Annotated in this window: 18 protein-coding genes and 1 tRNA gene; 5 read left to right on the forward strand and 14 right to left on the reverse strand. The window is 65.8% G+C overall.

What is annotated here, in order from left to right:
• Window position 1: 1 nt before the first annotated feature.
• The 6 genes from ACFOOR_RS12045 to ACFOOR_RS12070 form a co-directional block, all read right to left on the reverse strand.
• Entirely contained in the window at window positions 2–1,993 is a 1,992-nt protein-coding gene (locus tag ACFOOR_RS12045) for a response regulator (RefSeq protein WP_343165166.1), read from the reverse strand.
• 100 nt (window positions 1,994–2,093) lie between these two features.
• Window positions 2,094–4,445 carry a hypothetical protein gene (locus ACFOOR_RS12050; protein WP_343165167.1) on the reverse strand — a complete coding sequence of 784 codons (2,352 nt, stop codon included), beginning with the start codon at window positions 4,443–4,445 and terminating at the stop codon, window positions 2,094–2,096.
• Between the two features lie 92 nt (window positions 4,446–4,537).
• On the reverse strand, window positions 4,538–5,761 hold the full coding sequence (locus tag ACFOOR_RS12055) for an aspartyl protease family protein (protein WP_343165168.1): 1,224 nt from the start codon (window positions 5,759–5,761) through the stop codon (window positions 4,538–4,540).
• 110 nt (window positions 5,762–5,871) lie between these two features.
• Window positions 5,872–6,396 (reverse strand): hypothetical protein, encoded by a 525-nt coding sequence (locus tag ACFOOR_RS12060; RefSeq protein WP_343165169.1) that lies wholly within the window; start codon window positions 6,394–6,396, stop codon window positions 5,872–5,874.
• Between the two features lie 287 nt (window positions 6,397–6,683).
• Window positions 6,684–6,760: transfer RNA gene (locus ACFOOR_RS12065), tRNA-Met, on the reverse strand.
• Window positions 6,761–6,825: 65 nt separating this feature from the next.
• Window positions 6,826–7,947: an NAD(P)/FAD-dependent oxidoreductase gene (locus ACFOOR_RS12070; RefSeq protein ID WP_343165170.1), complete on the reverse strand. Its 1,122-nt coding sequence runs from the start codon at window positions 7,945–7,947 to the stop codon at window positions 6,826–6,828.
• 28 nt (window positions 7,948–7,975) lie between these two features.
• Between ACFOOR_RS12070 and ACFOOR_RS12075 the strand changes: the two genes are divergently transcribed.
• Together ACFOOR_RS12075 and ACFOOR_RS12080 are read left to right on the forward strand one after the other, a co-directional pair.
• Window positions 7,976–9,049: a malate/lactate/ureidoglycolate dehydrogenase gene (locus ACFOOR_RS12075; protein ID WP_343165171.1), complete on the forward strand. Its 1,074-nt coding sequence runs from the start codon at window positions 7,976–7,978 to the stop codon at window positions 9,047–9,049.
• A gap of 77 nt (window positions 9,050–9,126) precedes the next feature.
• Window positions 9,127–10,038 carry an alpha/beta hydrolase gene (locus ACFOOR_RS12080; protein ID WP_343165172.1) on the forward strand — a complete coding sequence of 304 codons (912 nt, stop codon included), beginning with the start codon at window positions 9,127–9,129 and terminating at the stop codon, window positions 10,036–10,038.
• Here ACFOOR_RS12080 and ACFOOR_RS12085 read toward each other — a convergent pair whose 3' ends face one another.
• Window positions 10,039–10,938: a cation diffusion facilitator family transporter gene (locus tag ACFOOR_RS12085; protein WP_343165173.1), complete on the reverse strand. Its 900-nt coding sequence runs from the start codon at window positions 10,936–10,938 to the stop codon at window positions 10,039–10,041.
• 192 nt (window positions 10,939–11,130) lie between these two features.
• On the opposite strand from ACFOOR_RS12085, the gene ACFOOR_RS12090 reads away from it, so the two are divergent.
• From ACFOOR_RS12090 to ACFOOR_RS12100, 3 genes are all read left to right on the forward strand, one after another.
• Complete coding sequence (locus ACFOOR_RS12090; RefSeq protein WP_343165174.1) at window positions 11,131–11,592, forward strand: peptidase S1; 462 nt, start codon at window positions 11,131–11,133, stop codon at window positions 11,590–11,592.
• A 186-nt stretch (window positions 11,593–11,778) separates the two neighbouring features.
• The gene (locus ACFOOR_RS12095; protein ID WP_343165175.1) at window positions 11,779–12,240 is read left to right on the forward strand and encodes a peptidase S1; all 462 of its coding nucleotides are present in this window, start codon (window positions 11,779–11,781) and stop codon (window positions 12,238–12,240) included.
• Between the two features lie 121 nt (window positions 12,241–12,361).
• Window positions 12,362–12,814 carry a peptidase S1 gene (locus tag ACFOOR_RS12100; RefSeq protein ID WP_343165176.1) on the forward strand — a complete coding sequence of 151 codons (453 nt, stop codon included), beginning with the start codon at window positions 12,362–12,364 and terminating at the stop codon, window positions 12,812–12,814.
• On the opposite strand, the gene ACFOOR_RS12105 is transcribed toward ACFOOR_RS12100, so the two are convergent.
• The 7 genes from ACFOOR_RS12105 to ACFOOR_RS12135 all read right to left on the reverse strand — a co-directional run.
• Window positions 12,811–13,245: an acyl-CoA thioesterase gene (locus ACFOOR_RS12105; RefSeq protein ID WP_343165177.1), complete on the reverse strand. Its 435-nt coding sequence runs from the start codon at window positions 13,243–13,245 to the stop codon at window positions 12,811–12,813. The genes ACFOOR_RS12100 and ACFOOR_RS12105 overlap by 4 nt on opposite strands.
• Window positions 13,246–13,249: 4 nt before the next feature.
• Window positions 13,250–14,668 (reverse strand): dihydrolipoyl dehydrogenase, encoded by a 1,419-nt coding sequence (gene lpdA / locus ACFOOR_RS12110; RefSeq protein WP_343165178.1) that lies wholly within the window; start codon window positions 14,666–14,668, stop codon window positions 13,250–13,252.
• Window positions 14,669–14,785: 117 nt separating this feature from the next.
• Window positions 14,786–15,004 (reverse strand): hypothetical protein, encoded by a 219-nt coding sequence (locus ACFOOR_RS12115; RefSeq protein WP_343165179.1) that lies wholly within the window; start codon window positions 15,002–15,004, stop codon window positions 14,786–14,788.
• Window positions 15,005–15,205: 201 nt separating this feature from the next.
• Complete coding sequence (locus ACFOOR_RS12120; protein WP_343165180.1) at window positions 15,206–15,793, reverse strand: hypothetical protein; 588 nt, start codon at window positions 15,791–15,793, stop codon at window positions 15,206–15,208.
• Between the two features lie 100 nt (window positions 15,794–15,893).
• Window positions 15,894–16,181, reverse strand: coding sequence for a hypothetical protein (locus ACFOOR_RS12125; RefSeq protein ID WP_343165181.1), 288 nt, complete (start codon window positions 16,179–16,181; stop codon window positions 15,894–15,896).
• A 225-nt stretch (window positions 16,182–16,406) separates the two neighbouring features.
• Window positions 16,407–17,732 carry a dihydrolipoamide acetyltransferase family protein gene (locus tag ACFOOR_RS12130; RefSeq protein ID WP_343165182.1) on the reverse strand — a complete coding sequence of 442 codons (1,326 nt, stop codon included), beginning with the start codon at window positions 17,730–17,732 and terminating at the stop codon, window positions 16,407–16,409.
• A gap of 136 nt (window positions 17,733–17,868) precedes the next feature.
• A partial coding sequence (locus ACFOOR_RS12135; RefSeq protein WP_380214656.1) for an alpha-ketoacid dehydrogenase subunit beta occupies window positions 17,869–18,711 on the reverse strand: 843 nt, incomplete at its 5' end.

Consider the following 18,711-nt stretch of genomic DNA (forward strand, 5'->3'; position numbering starts at 1 on the left):
GTCAGGCCGAACGCCGCACCGCCGGGTCCGACTGCCCGCCCGCCAACACCTCGTCGATCGTCGTGAACAGGCGCCGGGCGTCGATCGGCTTGGACACATAACCATCCATGCCCGCGGCCAGGCAGGCCGCCTCGTCCTCGCGCCGGGCATTGGCCGTGAGCGCCACGATCGGCGTCATGGCCGCCGTGGAAGGCAGATCCCGGATGGCCCGGGTAGCGGCCAGACCGTCCATGACCGGCATGCGCATGTCCATGAGGATGAGATCATAGGCGCGGTTGTTGGCCGCCTCGACGGCTTCCTGGCCATTGTGCGCGAAGTCCACGGCCCAGCCCTTGGCGGCGAGGAAGCCTTCCAGCACCGAACGGTTCACCGCATTGTCCTCGGCGGCGAGAATGCGCAGCGGACGTTCGCCCTGCGACGGGGCGAAGTGTGCCGGTGCCGGTGCCGGTACCGGTGCGCTCGACGTCCTGGTCGAATCCGGAGCGCTGCGGCGGATGACCGGATCGGCGGCCTTGGCCACGGCCCAGCAAAGCGAGGCCTCGAACCAGAAGACCGACCCGCCTTCCTCGCGCGGGGAATGGCCGATCGTGCCCTCCATCATGTCGACCAGACGCTTGCAGATGGCCAGGCCGAGTCCGGCACCCTCCAGGCGGCGGTCCTCGCTGAGATTGATCTGGGAGTAGTCGCGGAACAGGCGGGCCTCGGCGTCGCGCGGCACGCCGCGGCCGGTATCGCGGACCTCGACGCGCAGCCGCGGCCGGCCGCCTTCCTCGCGGACGGCGAAGGCGACTTCGACTGTGCCCTCGCGGGTGAATTTCAGCGCGTTGGACACGAAGTTGAAGATGATCTGCTTGAGACGCACCGGGTCGCCGAGGATGCGGCGCTGCCCGTCCCCGGCCACCGAAATGCGGAAGTCGAGCTTGTTCGAACTGGCGCGCGGCGACCACAGCGTGTCGATCTCGGACGCAAAATCGTCGATCGCGAATTCGCTCTGCAGCAGCGTCATCCGCCCTGCCTCGATCTTCGAGAGGTCGAGCAGGTCACCAACCAGCCGGTTCAGGATGCGGCCGGAATCCTCAACCGCGTCCAGCTTGCGCCGGTGGTCATCGCCGAGCGAGAGGTCGTCCTTGAGGCTGCTGGTCACGCCCATCATGCCGTTCAGGGGCGTGCGGATTTCGTGCGCGATATTGCCGATGAAGGCGGACTTGGCGCGCACCGCTTCCTCGGCCTTTCGGGCGGCCAGTTCGTGACGCCGCGCCAGTTCCTTCAGCGCGCGCGCCTGGCTCTCGACACGTGTCCGGGCCGCCTTGAGGGCATGCGAGGTGGACAGCGCTTCCGATACCGCATTGCCGAACTGGTTCGCGAGCCGGGCGATGAAGAAATAGTAGATGACGAAGAAGCCGGCGAGCGTGAAGCCGCGCACGCCGCCCTGTGAGACATAGGTCGCGCCGAGCACGATCAGGGTCGGCAGGAGGAAGGCGTTGACGCCGCGCGGATAGGCGGCCGCGGACAGCGCCGCGCCGGCGGTCATGCCGGCCACGAGGATGCCGGCCATCTGCGAGACGATGATCGGCGCGCCTTCCGGCACCAGCATCATCGACGCGCCCCAGGCCGCACCGAGGAAGCCGGTGAGCACGAGATAGACGTAGCGGATCGCCCGGGCCGGCGGCTTGTCGGACTGCAGCGCGGAGCGCGCAATCATGAAGCGGACCAGCGCGAGGGCGATGACCACGGCATACCAGACCGAGGTGTAAAGCAGGTTCGAGACGTTGAAGGTGAAGGCGAAGAACATGCCGCCGGTGATGAGATTCATCGGCACGGCCAGCAGCGCGCCCTTGAAATACAGGCGGATCTTTTCGTTGCGGATCGCTTCTTCCGCGCCTTCGGCGAATTCCAGCGCGACGGCTTCCTGCTCGTTGGCGGGTTCGGCCGGAGCGGGCTTCACCGGACGCTCGCGGCGCGGCGGGCGGGCTTTGGCGCGATGCTGAAACAAGCGGAATCCCCCGAAGGCATCCGTGCGAATCGCACGATTTCACCGGTCAGAGAGGCATGGCGAGAGTGGAAACAGGGTTAACGCGGCTGTTCGGTGCGCATCAGCCTGGCCCGCCCGTATCGACCTGGATCGGATGAAAGACGAATCCGGCCGCGCGGCTGCATCCCGGCGCGCCTGCATCCCGGGGCCCGCAGAAGCCGATCTCGCCGGTTTCCCTTGTCCGGTCGTGGTGCGTGAAGCGCATGTCCTGACGGATCGTCAGGCCGGCAATCTCGAATTCGTGGCTGACCCGCCAGCGCGCGAAGGCAAGATCGAGTTCGGCGAAAAGTTCGAGCACCGGAACGAATTCCATCGTGAAGCTGTATTCCGGATCCGACAGCGTCACGCCCGGCAGGCGGCTGGTGCCCGGCTCGCCAAGGTCGAGCTGGAACATCATCGGGCGGCTGGCGTCATAGCGCGAGGCAAACACCAGCCGGCAATCGCCGGAGGGCAGCCGGATATTCGACCGGCGGGGATCGCCGCGGATCTGCGGCGCACACTCGGCGGCCGTCGATGCGGAGCCCGGTGCGGCGAAGCGGCCATCTTCCGCATTGGCCCGCAGCGAGAATTCGGCGTTCGCGGCGTAGACGTTCACGCCGGGTTCGATCCCGGCCCGGACAACCCACGCATCGATCTGCAGGCGGGTGACGTCCGCGGGCAGGCGCGGCTGGGCGATCAGGGTGCGGCGGCCGATCGGCGGCGTGAAATCCGCGCACGCCCAGTTCGGGCACGTACCCGCGCGCGGTACCTCTACGGAGGGACAGTTGATCCGGATCGTCTTGATCACCGGAACGCGCGCCTGGAACTGGCAGCGCGCCCAAAGACCGAAGGTGAACTCGCGGTCGCCGAGGATCAGGTCCTGCGGCATGCCGGCCGCGCGGTAGATCGAACCGCCTTCGAGCGTGTCCTGGCGTGCTTCAGCATTGACCCGGAACTGGAAGTTCTCCGCATTCCAGAGCCGTGTCTGCGGGTCCTGGCTGAAGAAGGTTTCGTTTTCGACTTCGACACGGAATGGGAAACGCAGCCCGGCGGCGTAGCCGATGCTGTATTCGAACCCGACATAGTAGTTCTTGCGCCGGTTGAAGGTGTGGCGGAACCGCTCCTCGATCCGGTCCGACAGCGTGAAGCCGGTGATGAAATAGTAGTTCGCCGAGTGGCTGATGCGTTGACGGTTGATCGGTTCGCGTTCGCGCGGCTCGGTCCCCGGCAGGCGTTGAATCGTCAGCGTACGCGGATTGACCGGGCCGATGGTCCGCAGGGTTCCGCCCGGTGCCGCGCGTTCGACCTCTTCGATTTCAGGCAGGAGCTGCAACTGTCCGGGCGGCACGGTGCGGATCTGCCGATCGGGGCGAAGCGAACGCTGCGTCAGGGAATAGGGTGCGAGCGCCGGCGGCAATACCTGAAGGCGCGGTCCGATCGGCCGGTCAAGGCCGAAACCGCGTCCAAGCGCCGCGTCATCGAGGCGGCGGTCGAACGGCTGAAGCTCAGACGTGCGCGGCGCGAGCGGGATGATGCTGACATGGGTGATGACGCGTTCGTCACCATTGGCATCAAGGCGGATCAGCTGGCCGTCGCCCAGCGCCTGGGCTTCGCGCACCGTGATCCCGCGCCTGAACTCGGCATCCGGGTTCATGCGGGCCAGTTCGGCGCGGATTTCGGCCGCTTCGGCCGAGACGTCGTCGCGGGTGGGCGGCAGAAGCAGGCGCGTCCCGCCCTGGATCTCCCGCGATTGCCGCTGCAGGCGGGGCGTCAGGATTTCGGACGGGTCGACGATCACCGGGCGGCCGCCTTCATTGGCCGCGTCGGCCAGTTCCTCGAGCGAACGCTCGCCGGGCAGGAAGCACAGCTCTTCGCGGGCGGTGGTCACGATGCCCAACTCTTCGCGAATCGCGCCTGCCATGCCGGAGCGGCCGCCGGGGCGCTGGCGCTCGCGTCGCGCCGAAAGACCGCAGGTTTCCGGCGTGACCTGAAGCACCGCCTCTCGCGAGACAATGATCCGGTCTTCCATGACGAACATCTGCTCGGTGAACCGGGCCGGACCGGCCAGGTTCAGGCGCGCCGGCTCGGCCGTTGCAATCGCGAGAAGCGGCTGGTTCGTCAGGCGCGTGCCGGCGAGGTATTGCTGGAGGTCGAGTTCGACCCCGGCCTCCAGCTCGATCGCCACCGGACCGCCCTGCATCAGCGCCTCGGTATCGATTTCGGCGATGAAGAGCGGCGAGCGCAGGATGTCGGCCCGCAATTGCGGTGCAGTGAGGTCCGCCATCGAGGCACCAACGCGCAGCGCGTCGGTGTCGAGTTGCGCGGACAATTGCGCACTGACCTGCGCAGCGGCCGGCGTCGCCGCGGCCATTGTGGCGGCGGCAATCGCGAATGCGGCGGGCCGAAGCCCGTTAAACCAACGGTCGAGACGCATCTTCCCCCCTGCGTTTCCGTTTCACGGACGGATCCTGCTGCGGTCGATCTGACGGCACAATGAACGGGTTATGCAAGAATTTTCGGGGCGGATCAGCGGGTCCGGGTCGGACGGTTCGCGATTTCGATAATCTGCACCTCTCCGTCGCGACGTTCGACTTCCAGCGTCCTGACTGCGGCGGGATCGAAGCTATCCGCGAGCCACAGCGCGGCGGAACACAGCGGATTGTCTTCGCCGATGCGCGTCGAGCGGCCATCGATCGCGGTCACATGGTCGCCGAGTTCGAGACCAGCCTCGGCCGCCGGCGAGCCCTCGAACAATTGCGCCACGCGCGCCTCGCCATTCTCGTAACTGATCGAAAACCCGGCATGAGGGGCACGCGGTTCCGGCGTGCCGCGTTCGGTCAGCAGGAATTCACCGTTTACATAGTCGAGCGTCACGACAAAGCGGGAGAGGAGTCCGGCACCGACGAGTGTCGGCGGCATCTGCCGGACCGTCCCGTCCAGCGGACCGATATTCACCCCGCCGAGTTCGAGTTCCTCAAGCGTGAAGCGAAGGAGGTCACCGACCTCGCTCGCCCCGCCCGCCGATACGCCCTCGATGCCCCGCCCCTCACGGATCGCGGCCAGATGCGGGCGCACCGGGAGCGCGTCCGCGACCTGGGTGAACAGCGTGACGGCCTCCGCGCTGCCGGTATCGAAAAGAGCGCGGTCGGCAAGATCGCCGATCCGGTAGTCAATGATGGGCGCGTGGGGATAGCCGAAGTCGGACAGGGGCGCGGTCACGGCAGGGGTCTCGGGCGGCGCCCCGCTGGCGATAGTGAGCGAAAGGTTTGCCGTATCGATCCGCCAGACGCTGCCGGGAAAGATTTCCGAACCGATCACGCCGCCATCAAAGACGCAGGGGCCAAGCTCCAGCGTCGAGGGATCGAAGATCAGGACCGGGACATTGGAAAAGGTCAACCCGCCCAGCGTCAGGGTCTCGGCGACGGCGACGTCCATCGTGACCCGCGCACCGTGGGCATCGGTACCGGTGTTCTGCGCCAGCGTCACCAGACCCAGTTGGTCCGCGAAGTCCCGGGTGATCAGGGTCGGCGAGCCGGTATCGAAGATGAATTCGCGGGTCTCGCCGTTGATCGCCGCGTCGATGAAGAGCTTGTCCATCCGGATCCCGATCGGGATCGACGTCGCCTCTTCGGACCGTTCGATCCAGATCGGTGCGGTAAAGATCGCGCGCAGGTCGGCGTCCTGGGCGTTTGCACCGGCTGAAAGAACGGCACCGGCGAGACTGACCGCAACGATGATCCAAGACTTCATGGTCGACTTCCCGCTTGGCCCGCCCAGACCGGGACAGAGCCTAGCAGGCCGCACGCCAGGGTCGAGCGGGGAACCAGGGGCACAAATACGGTTCAAAAAATTGCTGCTTTTCAGTCGCAGAGCAACTCTCGCTCGTGTTCAGTCATCGGTTCGGGCTCTAATTGTTGAGCGATCGCAATCGCTCCCAATGGTCCGATCTCACTGAAACTTTCTGGAGTTGGGCGACCCCAAACATCGAACTGGTGATCAACACGAAGATCAACCCATTGGTCAGATGTAAACGTTTGCCATCGCCCCTCGGAGCAATTGACCAGTGAGTACGCGTGGGAGATGCGGCGTCCCCTATCCCGCCATCGAACGTATCCGAAAAAGGTACTTTGCAATTCAATTGCGCCGTCAGCGGCACATGGCACGCCGCCCCACGTAAACGGATCAAACCAATTCACACAACGCGAAACCAGAACAATCTGCCCGCCACCCTCTTCAACCTCGATGCGAAAGCGATCGAACGCTGCAGCCGCTTGATTATTTTCCTGAACAGGCCTGACCCAGTTCCACCAGATCGCAACCCCAAAAAACACCACAAGCACTGCCAATCCGGTGATAGCTGCCAAGTTCATTGCGAGGTTCTTCAAAGGATTCTCCCGGGGTCTATCGACAAACTTGCGGATTTGACCGGCCATCCCAATCGGTATGGCAGCCCCCAAAATCCCGCGCTGGACCATACGCCGAGAACAAGACCGACGCGACAAAAGCCAAGACCGATAGAATCCGAACCCAAATCCGGACAAGCCCATGTTCCGAGCTGCCGAAGCCGGAGAGCCACCAGAGAAGAGCACCAATTAAGAATGCAAGCAGGCTAAGCATGATCGACTTCGGTTGAGATACCCGAGCACAATCTACCATATTTTGAAACGGGATGTGGTAGCGGGAGAGGGACTTGAACCCCCGACACGCGGATTATGATTCCGCTGCTCTAACCAGCTGAGCTACCCCGCCACACCGGCCCCGCCCGGAGGCGAGAAGGGGCGATATACGCCGCACGTCCCGGTCATGCAAGATGGTCATTCCACCCCGAGACAGGACGCCACCACGTCTGCCAGGGCGAGGGATGCCGTGAGACCCGGCGACTCGATCCCGTGCAGGCAGACGAGGCCTGCAATGCCGTGAGAGTCCGGTCCGTCGATACGGAAATCGGCGGCTGGCTCGCCCGGACCGGAGAGTTTCGGGCGGATGCCGGCATAGCCGGGCTGGAAGCTGCCGGGCCGGGCGCCGGGCCAGAAGCGGCGGGCGGCGGCCTCGAAATCGGGTGCCAGGGCGGGATCGACCGCGTAGCCGTCCGGCGCATCGATCCACTCCACGTCCGGGCCGAAGCGCATCGCCCCGCCGAGATCGAAGGTGAGGTGCGTGCCGAGCCCGCCCTCGACCGGGGCGGGATAGATCAGGCGCTGGAAGGGGCAGCGCCCCGGCGCGGTGAAATAGCGGCCGCGAGCGTAGCGCAGAACCGGAATGTGCGCGGGATCGAGGCCTTCGATGGAGCGGGCGATCGCCTCCGATCCCAGCCCCGCCGCATTGACCAAAGTGCGGCATCGCAGACGGACAGCAGACAAGCCGCCGGTGAACACGTCGAAACCGTCCGGTGTTTTCTCCGCGCGCTCGAACGGCGTGGAGAGCGCCACACGGCCGCCGGCATCCTCCAGCTCTCCCTGCAGCGCGGCCATGAAGGCATGGCTGTCGAGTATGCCGGTCTCCGGCGAGACCAGCGCAGCGCGCACGCCCGGCGACAAGGCAGGCTCCAAGGTGCGGGCCGAGGCCGCCGAGACCCGTTCCAGCCCTTCGACGCCATTCGCGGTTCCGCGCGCGTGCAGCGCCTCGATGGCCGGGACTTCGCCGTCCGACAGCGCGACGATCAGCTTGCCGCACTTGCGATGCGGGATGCCGCGGGTTTCGAGGAAGGCGTAGAGCGCTCGCCGGCCGGCGACGCAGGTCCGGACCTTCAGCGAGGTTTCCGGGTAATAGATGCCGGCATGGATGACTTCGGAATTGCGCGCCGAGGTGACCGAACCGATGCGCGGCTGGGCTTCCAGCACAACGACGTCGCGGCCGCGCCGGGCCAGCGCCCGGGCGATGGCGAGCCCGATCACGCCCGCCCCGACGACCACCGCATCTGCCCCGTAGGTTTCCATCGCCCTTCCCGGTAATCTTCGTGACACAATGGATTCGACCGACACGCGAATACAAGCCGAAGCGCTGACCGCCTTCACCTGCGACGTGCTCGCCCGGGCCGGCGCGTGTGAAGGCGATGCCCGAGCCGTGGCGGCCCATCTCGTCGATGCCAATCTCGGCGGGCATGACAGCCACGGGGTCGGCCTGCTCCCGGCCTATGTGAAGCACGCGCAATCGGGCCTCGTCAGCCTCGACACAAACGCGGAGGTCGTCCACCGGCACGGCGCGGTGGTGAAGCTCGACGCGCAGCGCGGCTGGGGCCGCCCGGCCGGCGAGATCGCCATGACCGAAGGCGCGGCGCTGGCGCGGACGATGGGGGTTGCGGCGGTCACGCTGTCGAACGCGCACCATCTCGGTCGGATCGGCGCGTATGGCGAGATGGCCGCGCAGGCTGGGCTGATCTCGATCCATTTCGTCAATGTCACCGACCATGACCCGATGGTCGCGCCGTATCGCGGATCGGATGCGCGCTTCGGGACCAATCCGGTGTGCATTGCCCTGCCCGCGACGCCGGGCCGGGCGATGTTCCTGCTCGACATGGCGACCAGCCGGATCGCGCTCGGCAAGGCGCGCGTCGCGGCGAACCAGGGCAAGCGCGTCCCGTTCGGCTCGATCCTCGACGAAAACGGCCAGCCGACCGACGATCCCTCGGGCTTTGCCGGCTTCGAGATGCGCGGCGCGCTGGCCCCGTTCGGCGACCACAAGGGATATGGCCTGGCCTTCGCTGCGGAATTGCTGGCCGGGGCGCTGTCGGGCGGCGGCACGATCCAGCCGGGTAATCCCCGGCGCGGCGGGATCCAGAACCAGCTTCTCTCCATCCTGATCGACCCGGCGAGCTTCGGCGACGAGGACGCGATGGAGGCGGAAATGGACGCGATGATGACCTACGCCCTCGCCTCGCTGCCCGCCGACTGGGACGCGCCGGTGCTGATGCCCGGCGACCCGGAGCGGGCACGGCGCGCCAAGCGCTCGGTTCAGGGCATTCCGCTCGATCCCCGGACGCTGGAACAGCTCAATGCCGCCGCGAAACAGGCCGGCTCCGCGCTGCACCTGACAGACTGACGGGTGGCGGGCATTTCTGCTGTCACATGGACGTGCCAGACTGTGCCGGTCTGAATGCGCCACTCTGGGGAATATCCATGAAACGGCTTGTCCTGGCGGCCCTGATCGCCGCTCCGCTCGTTCTGTCGTCCGCCCGGGCGCAGGACGCTCCCCCGCAGATGACGCCGGACCAGTCCAATATCGTCTACGGCATGGTGTCGGGAACGGCGCTGCTGATGGATGTCTACCACCCGGAACTGGCGCGCGGCGTCGGCATCGTGGTCATCCCCGGGTCGGGCTGGTACGGCCCGCCGATCCATTCCGCGCCGCCGCTGAAGGATCTCGCGCCGCGCGACTATATCCGCGGTGCCGTGCATGACCTGACCGAGGCGGGCTTTACCGTCTTCGTGATCAATCACCGCTCGCATCCCGGCTTCCGTTTCCCCGACCCGGTGCATGACGCCCGGCGGTCGGTACGCTTCGTGCGCGCCAATGCCGACGCCTTCGGGATCGATCCCGACCGGATCGGGATTCTCGGCCATTCCTCGGGCGCGAACCTCGCCGCCATGGTCGGCGTGATGGACGACGCCCCGGGCAACGGGCTCGACCCGATCGACCAGACCAGCGCCGCGGTGCAGGCGGTCGTCACGCTGGCAGCACCGTTCGACCTGACGCTCGATCCTGAAAACGTTTCGGCTTATGGCGCGCAGACCATCACCAGCTATGTCGGCGAGGTCTGGTACGGGCCCGACAACTGGTATGAACAGCGCATGCCGCCACATGTCGCGGCCTCTCCCGTCACCCATGTCGATGCGGAGGACCCGCCCTTCCTGATCGTGTTCTCGCCGGACGATCCGATCGTGCCGCCGAACCAGGCCGCGCGCATGGCCGAGGTGATGGGCGAGGCCGGCGCGCCGTACGAGGTGATCGAAACCGCGCCGAGCGGGCACGACCCGGTGTTTCCGACCGACGCGGCGATCGCCTTCTTCGCAGAGGCGCTGGACGGGTAGCTATTCCCGCTCGACCTCGATCGTGATGTGGGCGATGCCGTGATGCTCCGTCAGGCGGCGGCGCAGCGCGGAAACCGTCTTGATCTCGCAAGCCTCCGCCGTCAGCACGGCGTGCATCGTCGCCATCGGCCGGCCCGGCGTGATGCACCAGAGATGCATGTGATGGATTTTGACGACCCCGTCGGTGTTGTTGGTCAGGTCCGCGCCGAGAATGGCGGGGTCAATGCCATCGGGCACCGATTCGAGCAGGATCCGGCCCGAGCGGATGGCAAGGTCGAGCGCAGCGCGGCCGATCAGCAGGGCGATCAGGACCGACAGGATCGGGTCGATCGGCATCCAGCCGGTGAACAGGATCACGGCCGCGGCCGTGAGCGCGGCCACCGATCCCAGGATGTCGCCGGCCACGTGGGCGAGCGCGCCGCGCATGTTCAGATTCTCGCGGTCGCCGCCATGCAGCACGGCGAAGGCGGCGATGTTCACCAGCAGGCCCAGCCCGGCAATCACCGCCATCGGACCGCCGGCAATGTCGCGCTGCGACCCGGCACGCTCGATCGCCTCGACGACGATCCACAGTGCGAGCATGAACAGCATCACGCCATTGGCGAAGGCCGCGACGATCTGGAAGCGGTCATAGCCGAAGGTGCGCTTGTCATCGGCCGGCCGCCGCGACAGGCGGAAGGCGAAGAAGGCGAGCGCCAGCGCGCCGGTATCGGCCAGCATGTGCGCCGCGTCGGCGAGCAGGGCGAGCGACCCCGTCCACAGCCCGCCGATCACTTCCGCGATCATGAAGGCACCGGTCAGGCAGGCCGCGATCAGCGTGCGGCGTTCGCCATCCCCGTGATGGGGATGGCCGTGCCCGTGCCCGTGATGATGATCATGCCCGTGTCCCATGGTGTGCATCAGGCCAGAATTCGCCGCAGGATCAAGAGACCGGATTACGTAACCCGCTGACATTGTGCAGCGGTGCCCGACTTGCCCTTCGCATCGCCGCAATTGAATGCCAGAAGAGTCGCAGGAAGCCCGATCACCGGTCGCGAGGGGATAGGTCCGACCGGGTTGCCCGTGTTCCCTTTGCCCTGAAAGGCTCCACTGATGAGACTTGCCTTCGCGATTGCCGTGTCCGCTGCCGCCCTGTTCGGCGCGAACGCCTCCGCCCAGAATGTGTCACTCGACCCGAATTTCGGGACTGTCGGTCTGGTCGCCGGCTTCACGCCCGATCCCTACACCGTCCAGATCGTGTCCGGCGGCAATATCGATGCCGGTGCACAGATCGGCGGCGGCTGCCGCGGCATGATCACCGACGCGCCGGACTTCCGGCTGGAATACCAGCCCGGCGGATTCGAACTCTTCCTGTCGGCGGTCTCGAGCGGCGACACGACTCTGGTCGTGAACGCTCCCGACGGCAGCTGGCATTGCGACGATGACAGCGGCGGCGATCTGAACCCGGCGATCATCTTCGCCGAGCCGATGGCCGGCCAGTACGATATCTGGATCGGGTCGTTTGGCGGCGGCAACCACAACGCAACGCTGCGGATTTCCGAACTCGGCTTCTGATCCGGTCTACCGGCCGATTGCGTGAATGCCCCGCCTCAAAGACGGGGCATTCACCAAAGAAAATCTCTCTATCTTTCTCAAATCGCTTCGCTAAATATCGTCAATGGAAACCCGTTCACCGGTTGCGAGGGGACTGTCCGACCGGGGCTCCGTGTGTTCCAACCCATGTCTTGAAAGGCATTCTCGATGAAAATCGTCATTGCGCTGGCCGCGGCTTCCGCCGCGTTCTGCGCTGCGGATGCGTCCGCTCAAAATTTCTCGCTCAACCCGAATTTCGGTTCGGTGAGCCTGACGGCCGGTTTCACGCCGGACCCCTACACCGTCCAGATCCTCTCTGGCGGCAATATCGATTCCAGCATGTCGATCGGCGGCAATTGCCGCGGCACGATCACCGACGCGCCTGATTTCCGTCTGAACTACCAGGCCGGCAGCTTCGACCTGTTCTTCTCGGCGATCTCCGGCGGCGACACCACGCTGATCATCAACGCGCCGGATGGCAGCTGGCACTGCGACGATGACTCGGGCGGCAGTCTGAATCCGGCGATCCAGTTCTACGGTCCGATGTCGGGCCAGTATGACATCTGGGTCGGCTCCTATAACGGCGGCAACCACTCCGCCACGCTGCGGATTTCCGAACTCGGCTTCTAGACCCGTCGACTTCCGGCATGAGAACGGCCCTGCCCTTTGGCGGGGCCGTTTTCGTTGGCGCACCCCATTTTGGCCGCAATGTTATAAGTTAACTTCTTGTCATCTGCAGAGGAGGATGCCGATGATCAGGCTGATCGTTTTGCTGACCGGAGTTGCCGCGATGATGTCGGCGTACGCCGATGCCCAGCCGCCCCGTTATGGTGCGACCTATGGCCAGACCACGCTGGAGGCCGGGTTCGAACCCAATCCGTTCACCGTCAGCCTGACGGCGGGCGGCACGCTGGACGCGAGCGAACTCGGCGACGGGTGTACCGGCCTGATCGCCATCGCCCCCGATTTCCGGGTGGACTACCGATCCGACGGCTCGGCCCTGACGGTCGCGGCGGATTCGGTGTTCGACACGGTTCTCGTCGTGCACGGACCCGACGGCAACTGGCATTGCGACGACGACAGCGCAGGCGGGAATGACCCGCGGATCGTGTTCGATGACCCGGCCGAGGGCGAATACGCGATCTGGGTCGGCGCGAAGGATGGCGACGCCCGGGCGGTGCTGCAGGTCAGCGAGACGCGCTAGCCTTCCGGAGAAAGCCCAAACGTTTCGAAGACTTCCGGCGGGACGCGTTTGGGGCGGCGCGTCGCGGTATCGATATAACCCCAGACGGTGTGGACCGAGGCCGACGGTTTCGCCGCACCGGGCTTGCGGATGTCGATATGGCGGCCATAGCGCGCGCCCTTGGCCTCGCCCAGCCAGGTCGAGATCTCGACCTCGTCGCCCTCAACCAGTTCTCCGCGATAATCGATCTCGTGGCGCAGCACGACCCACAGCCCCATCGCCTGCATCTCCGGAGACGCGACTGTCATCCAGTGCTGGCCCGCCACTTCGGCCGCCCAGCGCAGATAGACGAGGTTGTTGACGTGGCCCATGAAATCGATGTCCTCCGGCTGCGCGATGCGGCGCGTCCGGAAGGCGGTTTCGTAGGATTTCGCCCCCAACCCGGTCGTCATCGGATCAGGCCGAGATGTGGATCGGGTGGCCGAGCGCGGCGAGGCAGGCCTCGGCGAAGCCCTCGGTCAGCGTCGGGTGGACGTGGACCGTGCCGGCGACGTCTTCCAGGCGCGCGCCCATCTCGATCGCCAGCGCGAATTCGCCCGACAATTCCGAGACATGCTTGCCGACGGCGTGAATGCCGAGGATGACATGGTCGCTTTCGCGCGCCGTGACGCGGATGAAGCCGCCATCACTGCCGCCTTCCATGGAGAGGTAGCGGCCATTCGCGGCGAGCGGGAATTTGCCGGTGATGACGGTCTCGCCCTTCTCCTTCGCCTCGTCCGGCGACAGGCCGACCCCGACCAGTTCCGGCTCTGTGAAGCAGACCGCGGCGATAGAGACGGGATCGAACGCCGTCTTGTGACCGGCGATGATTTCCGCGACGCGCTCGCCCTGCGCCGTGGCGCGGTGGGCCAGCAGCGGCTCGCCGGCCAGGTCGCCGATGGCGTAGACGCCGCGCATGCCGGTCTCGCAGCGCTCATTGACCTTGATGTATTTGCCCGACAGCGGGATGCCCATTTTCTCGAGGCCCCAGCCCGCGGTCAGCGGTTTGCGGCCGACCGCGACGAGGATGGCATCGGCCTCGATGGTCTGCGTCTCGCCCTTTTCGTTGTCGTATTCGAGGACGGTCTTGCCGCCCTTCTCGGCCACGCCCCTGGCCTTGCAGGACAGCTGGACGTCGACCTTGTGTTCCTTCAGCCAGCGGGTGACCGGGCGGACCAGCTCCTTGTCGTAGAGCGGCAGGATGCGGTCGAGCGCCTCGATGAAGGTAACCTCGGAGCCGAGCTTGCGGAAGGCGATGCCAAGTTCGAGGCCGATATAGCCCGCACCGACCACGACCAGCTTCTTCGGCAATTCAGTGAGTTCGAGCGCGCCGGTGGAGCCGATGACTTTCTTGCCGAAGGGCAGGAAGGGCAGTTCAACCTCGACCGAGCCGGTGGCGAGGACGACATTCTGCGCCGTGATCTTCAGCGTCTCACCGTCCGAGGTCTCGACCATGCAGGTCTTCGCGTCCTCGAATTTGGCCCAGCCGTCGATGGCGCGGACCTTGGCGGCCTTGAGGAGCTGGGCGACGCCGCCGGTCAGCTTCTTGACGATGGTGTCCTTCCAGCCGGTGAGGCCGGCCATGTCGAATTTCGGGGCTTCGGACAGGGAAATGCCCAGCGCGCCGTCCCCGACATGTTCCATCATCTCGGCGTATTTGGTCGCGGCGTGGATGAAGGCTTTCGACGGGATGCAGCCCCGGTTGAGGCAGGTGCCGCCCAGACCGTCGCGGTCGACGATGATGGTGTCGAGGCCCAGCTGGCCCGCGCGGATCGCGGCGGGATATCCGCCCGGACCGCCACCGACGACGAGCACCTGACAGGTCAGTTCCTTCATGACACGCCCTTCTCTGTTCGCGTTCGCCGCGAGGTGTAGACGCTGGACGCGTATACGAAAAGGGCGCCGGCGCGGTCAAAACCGCACGGCGCCCCTGCACGGGAGGGAGGCCGGGTGTCAGTGGCCCGGCGAGGAGTCGCCCGCCTCGACATTCACATTCGTGGTGTCGCTCTTCTTGCGCCGGGTCAGGCCCGCGCCGGAGGCGACCGCAATCCCGACGAGGATCAGGTCCGCGACCACGATCCAGGTCGTGCCGACGCCCACGGCGTAAAGGCCATAGCTGACCCCGGCGACGGCGAGGACGGTACCGATCAGGAAAATTCCGAAAGCGCCCATGGTTCAGACTCCCTTTGTGACCTGGGAGGTGAACGCCGGGGGCGCGGCTCGGTTCCGGTTGCTGCCCCGGCCGCGTGATTACACGCCCTCCCTCCCCTTGATGGGGAGGGTCGATGCGCAGCATCGGGGTGGGGTGAATGACCGACCCCGGACCAGATCCGGGGCACCTCCCCCATCCGGGGGAAGAGGGGGGCCAAGCCTTCAGCCGCAATCCGCCGGGCGGGCGTGAAGGCGGACGCTGTTGACCCATTCCCCGGTCACCTCGTCCTGGACCTGGCTGATCCGGGCCCACTCGCCATTGTCGTAGGTTTCGAAGAAAACCCGGCGTTCCGGGGCCTCGGGATAGACCTGCCACAGCCAGAGCCGGCCATCCTCGCGAACCTGCTGGTGCAGTTCGCGGACCTCGTTGTTGGCCGTGTAGTGCCAGGCCGTCTTCCAGAGACCGGCCGCGGGATCCCAGAGCCGGATATTGATCCCGGCTCCCGCTCCGTCGCGATAGCCATAGCCCGGGTCATACCACTCGTCGAAGATCGCCCGGCCGCCGAAACCGTAATAGCCGTTCCAGCGGGCGTAGTACTGCGGTTCGCCCCAGCTGCCCGTCCCGGCATCCCAGGGCTCGGAACCGACGTCGAAATCGCCGATCAGGAAGGCGAATTGGCCGAACTCTTCCGGCATGTCCTGGGCGGGCTGGCCGTAATTGCCGCAGCGGCGGGTTTCCGCGCCGGTCACTTGCGCGAAGGCGGGCGCGGCCGCGAGGCTGACAATCGCGGCGGTCAGGATGGCTTTCATGGCACTCCCCTCTTCTGCCGGGGAGACTGCCATGCTCAGCGCTGACGCGGTGTCACGTTGGTGTGAGGAGCGTCATTCCGGCGAACGCCGGAATCCAGATTCACCACTGCTCTGGATCCCGATCTTCATCGGGATGACGCGGGCGGTCGAAGATCGACCAGAGGCGGATGGTCCAATGCGGTTCAGGTGACTGCATGCCGGACCGGGCGATCGAAATCAGCATCCAGATCAAAAGCAGGAAGAAGGATCCAATCTGAATGGCAACCATCGGACCGTCGGGGATCGACTGACCGAACACGCGCAGCGCAATGGCCCAGAATACGAAGATCAGAAGGCTGACCGGAAAACGGTCGACGAACCCACCAAAGAAGCGCCACGACCAATTCATGTTTCAAGATTAGGCGGGGAGGTTCCATTTTAGAACAGGAATCCGTCCCGGCCTTGTGCCGGGACCTACAGTCGGTGGCACGTTCGCACGGACGCTAGGCCCCGGACTAAATCCGGGGCACATCCTTTGAACGAAGCCAAATCGTCACTCCCGCGAAGGCGGGAGTCCAGTCTGTCCGCCGCTCTGGATTCCCGCCTGCGCGGGAATGACCCTGCCAAAGCAGGGTCACATAAACAGCGTCGCCGGGTTTTCGAGATAGGACTTCACCTTCTGGATCAGGACCGCGGCGTCATAGCCGTCGACGATGCGGTGATCGAAGCTGGAGGAGAGGTTCATCAGCTTCTTCGGCACGACGCGGCCGCCGGCATCGAAGCGCGGCAATTCCTGCATCTTGTTGACGCCGATGATCGCCGTTTCCGGCGCATTGATCACCGGAGTCGTCACGAGCCCGCCGATCGCGCCCAGCGAGGTGATGGTGATGGTCGAGCCGGAGAGCTCGTCGCGCGAAGCCTTGCCGTCGCGGGCGGCCTTGGCGAGACGGCCGAGCTCGGCGGCGATCTCCCACACATCCATCGCCTCGGCATGGCGGATGACCGGCACCATGAGGCCGTTCGGCGTCGCCGCAGCGATGCCCATATGGACACCCTCATACTGCTTCAGCACGCCGGCATCGCCGTCATAGTGGGCGTTGGCCTGCGGCGTGCCGGGCAGCGCCTTGCACAGGGCCGCGACGAGGAAGGGAATGAAGGTCAGCTTGGGCTGATCGTCCCGCTTCGTGGCGTTCAGATGCTGGCGCAGATCCTCGAGCGCGGTGACGTCGATTTCCTCGACATAGGCGATGTGCGGAATGTCGCGCATCGCCTTCTGCATGTTCTCGGCGATCTTGCGCCTGAGTCCGATGACCTTCTTTTCCTCGACGCCGGTGCGTGGCGCGCGGCCGGCACTCCCGCCGCCCGTCTTCGAGATCAGGCGGCCGCCGGCGGCGATGAAGTCATCAAGATCATTGTGCGTGATCCGCCCCGCCGGACCCGTGCCCGGCACGGCGGCGAGATCGACGTCCAGTTCCAGGGCGCGCTGGCGCACGGCCGGGCTGGCCAGCGGACGCTGACCGGACGGGGCTGTGACGGCTTTTCTCCCTCCGCTTGCGGGGGGAGTGGCCGGCTCGGCCGGCCGAGGGGGGGATTTCTCCTCAGCGGGCTTTCCCCCCTCCGTCGACTTCGTCGACACCTCCCCCGCAGGCGGGGGAGGAACATCGTTGTCGGCCTTTGGGGCCTCGGCTGCCTCGTCCTTCGCCGCTTCGGCGCTGGCCGCATCGGTCTCGATGAAAAGGATTTCGGTGCCGACCGGGATCACGTCGCCGGGTTCGCCGACGATCTTGGTGACCTTGCCGTTCACGGCGCAGGGCACTTCGACGGTGGCCTTGTCGGTCATCACGTCGAGGACGGGCTGGTCCTCGACGACGATGTCACCGACCTTGACGCGCCATTCGACGATTTCCGCCTCGACGACACCTTCGCCGACATCGGGAAGCTTGTAGCGGTATTCCGTCATCTCGAACCTCGGTTCCGAAAAACGCCCCCCACCCCAGCCCTCCCCCGTCGGGGGAGGGAGTGGCAGGGCAGCGCCTAATTCCCTCCCCTTGAGGGGAGGGTCAGGGTGGGGTGTCTTTCACGGGCACAAAGGCCCATCAGACCGTCTCCGTCACGGACTTCATCGCGTTGATGAAGCGCTGTTGGCCGGGGAAATAGGACCATTCATGCGCATGGGGATAGGGGGTGTCCCATCCCGCGATGCGGTGGATCGGCGCTTCCAGCGACCAGAAGCAGTCTTCCTGGATCTGCGCGGCGAGTTCGGCGGCAAAGCTGGACGTGCGCGGCGCCTCGTTGGCGACGATGCAGCGGCCGGTCTTCTTCACGGAGTCCGAAATGGTCTCGATGTCGTAGGGAGTGAGCGTCTTCAGATCGATCACCTCGGCGTCGATGCCGGCCTTGTCCGCCGCGGCGAGCGCGACATGGACCAGCGTGCCATAGGTCACGACCGTGACGGCGCTGCCCTCGCGCACGATTTCCGCCTTGCCGAGTTCGACCGTGTAATGGCCTTCCGGCACCTCGCCCTTGGGGTGGTTGGCCCAGGATTGCAGCGCGCCGTCGGCCTGGCCGTCGAACGGGCCGTTATAGATCCGCTTCGGCTCGAAGAAGATGATCGGATCATCGCTCTCGATCGAGGCGAGCAGCAGGCCCTTGGCGTCATACGGGTTGGACGGGATCACGACCTTGATGCCCGGCACGTGGGTGAAGAAGGCTTCCGGGCTCATCGAGTGGGTCTGGCCGCCGCGGATGCCGCCGCCCCAGGGTGAGCGCACCACGATGGGCTGGGTGAACTGGCCGGCGGAGCGGTAGCGGATGCGGCTCATCTCCGAGACGATCTGATCGATCGCCGGGAAGATGTAGTCGGCGAACTGGATTTCCGCGACCGGCCGCAGGCCCTTGGCCGCCATACCGATGGCCATCGCCGCAATGGCGGCCTCGTT

The organism is Hyphobacterium vulgare (assembly GCF_042643335.1).
In the GTDB taxonomy this organism is placed as follows: domain Bacteria; phylum Pseudomonadota; class Alphaproteobacteria; order Caulobacterales; family Maricaulaceae; genus Hyphobacterium; species Hyphobacterium vulgare.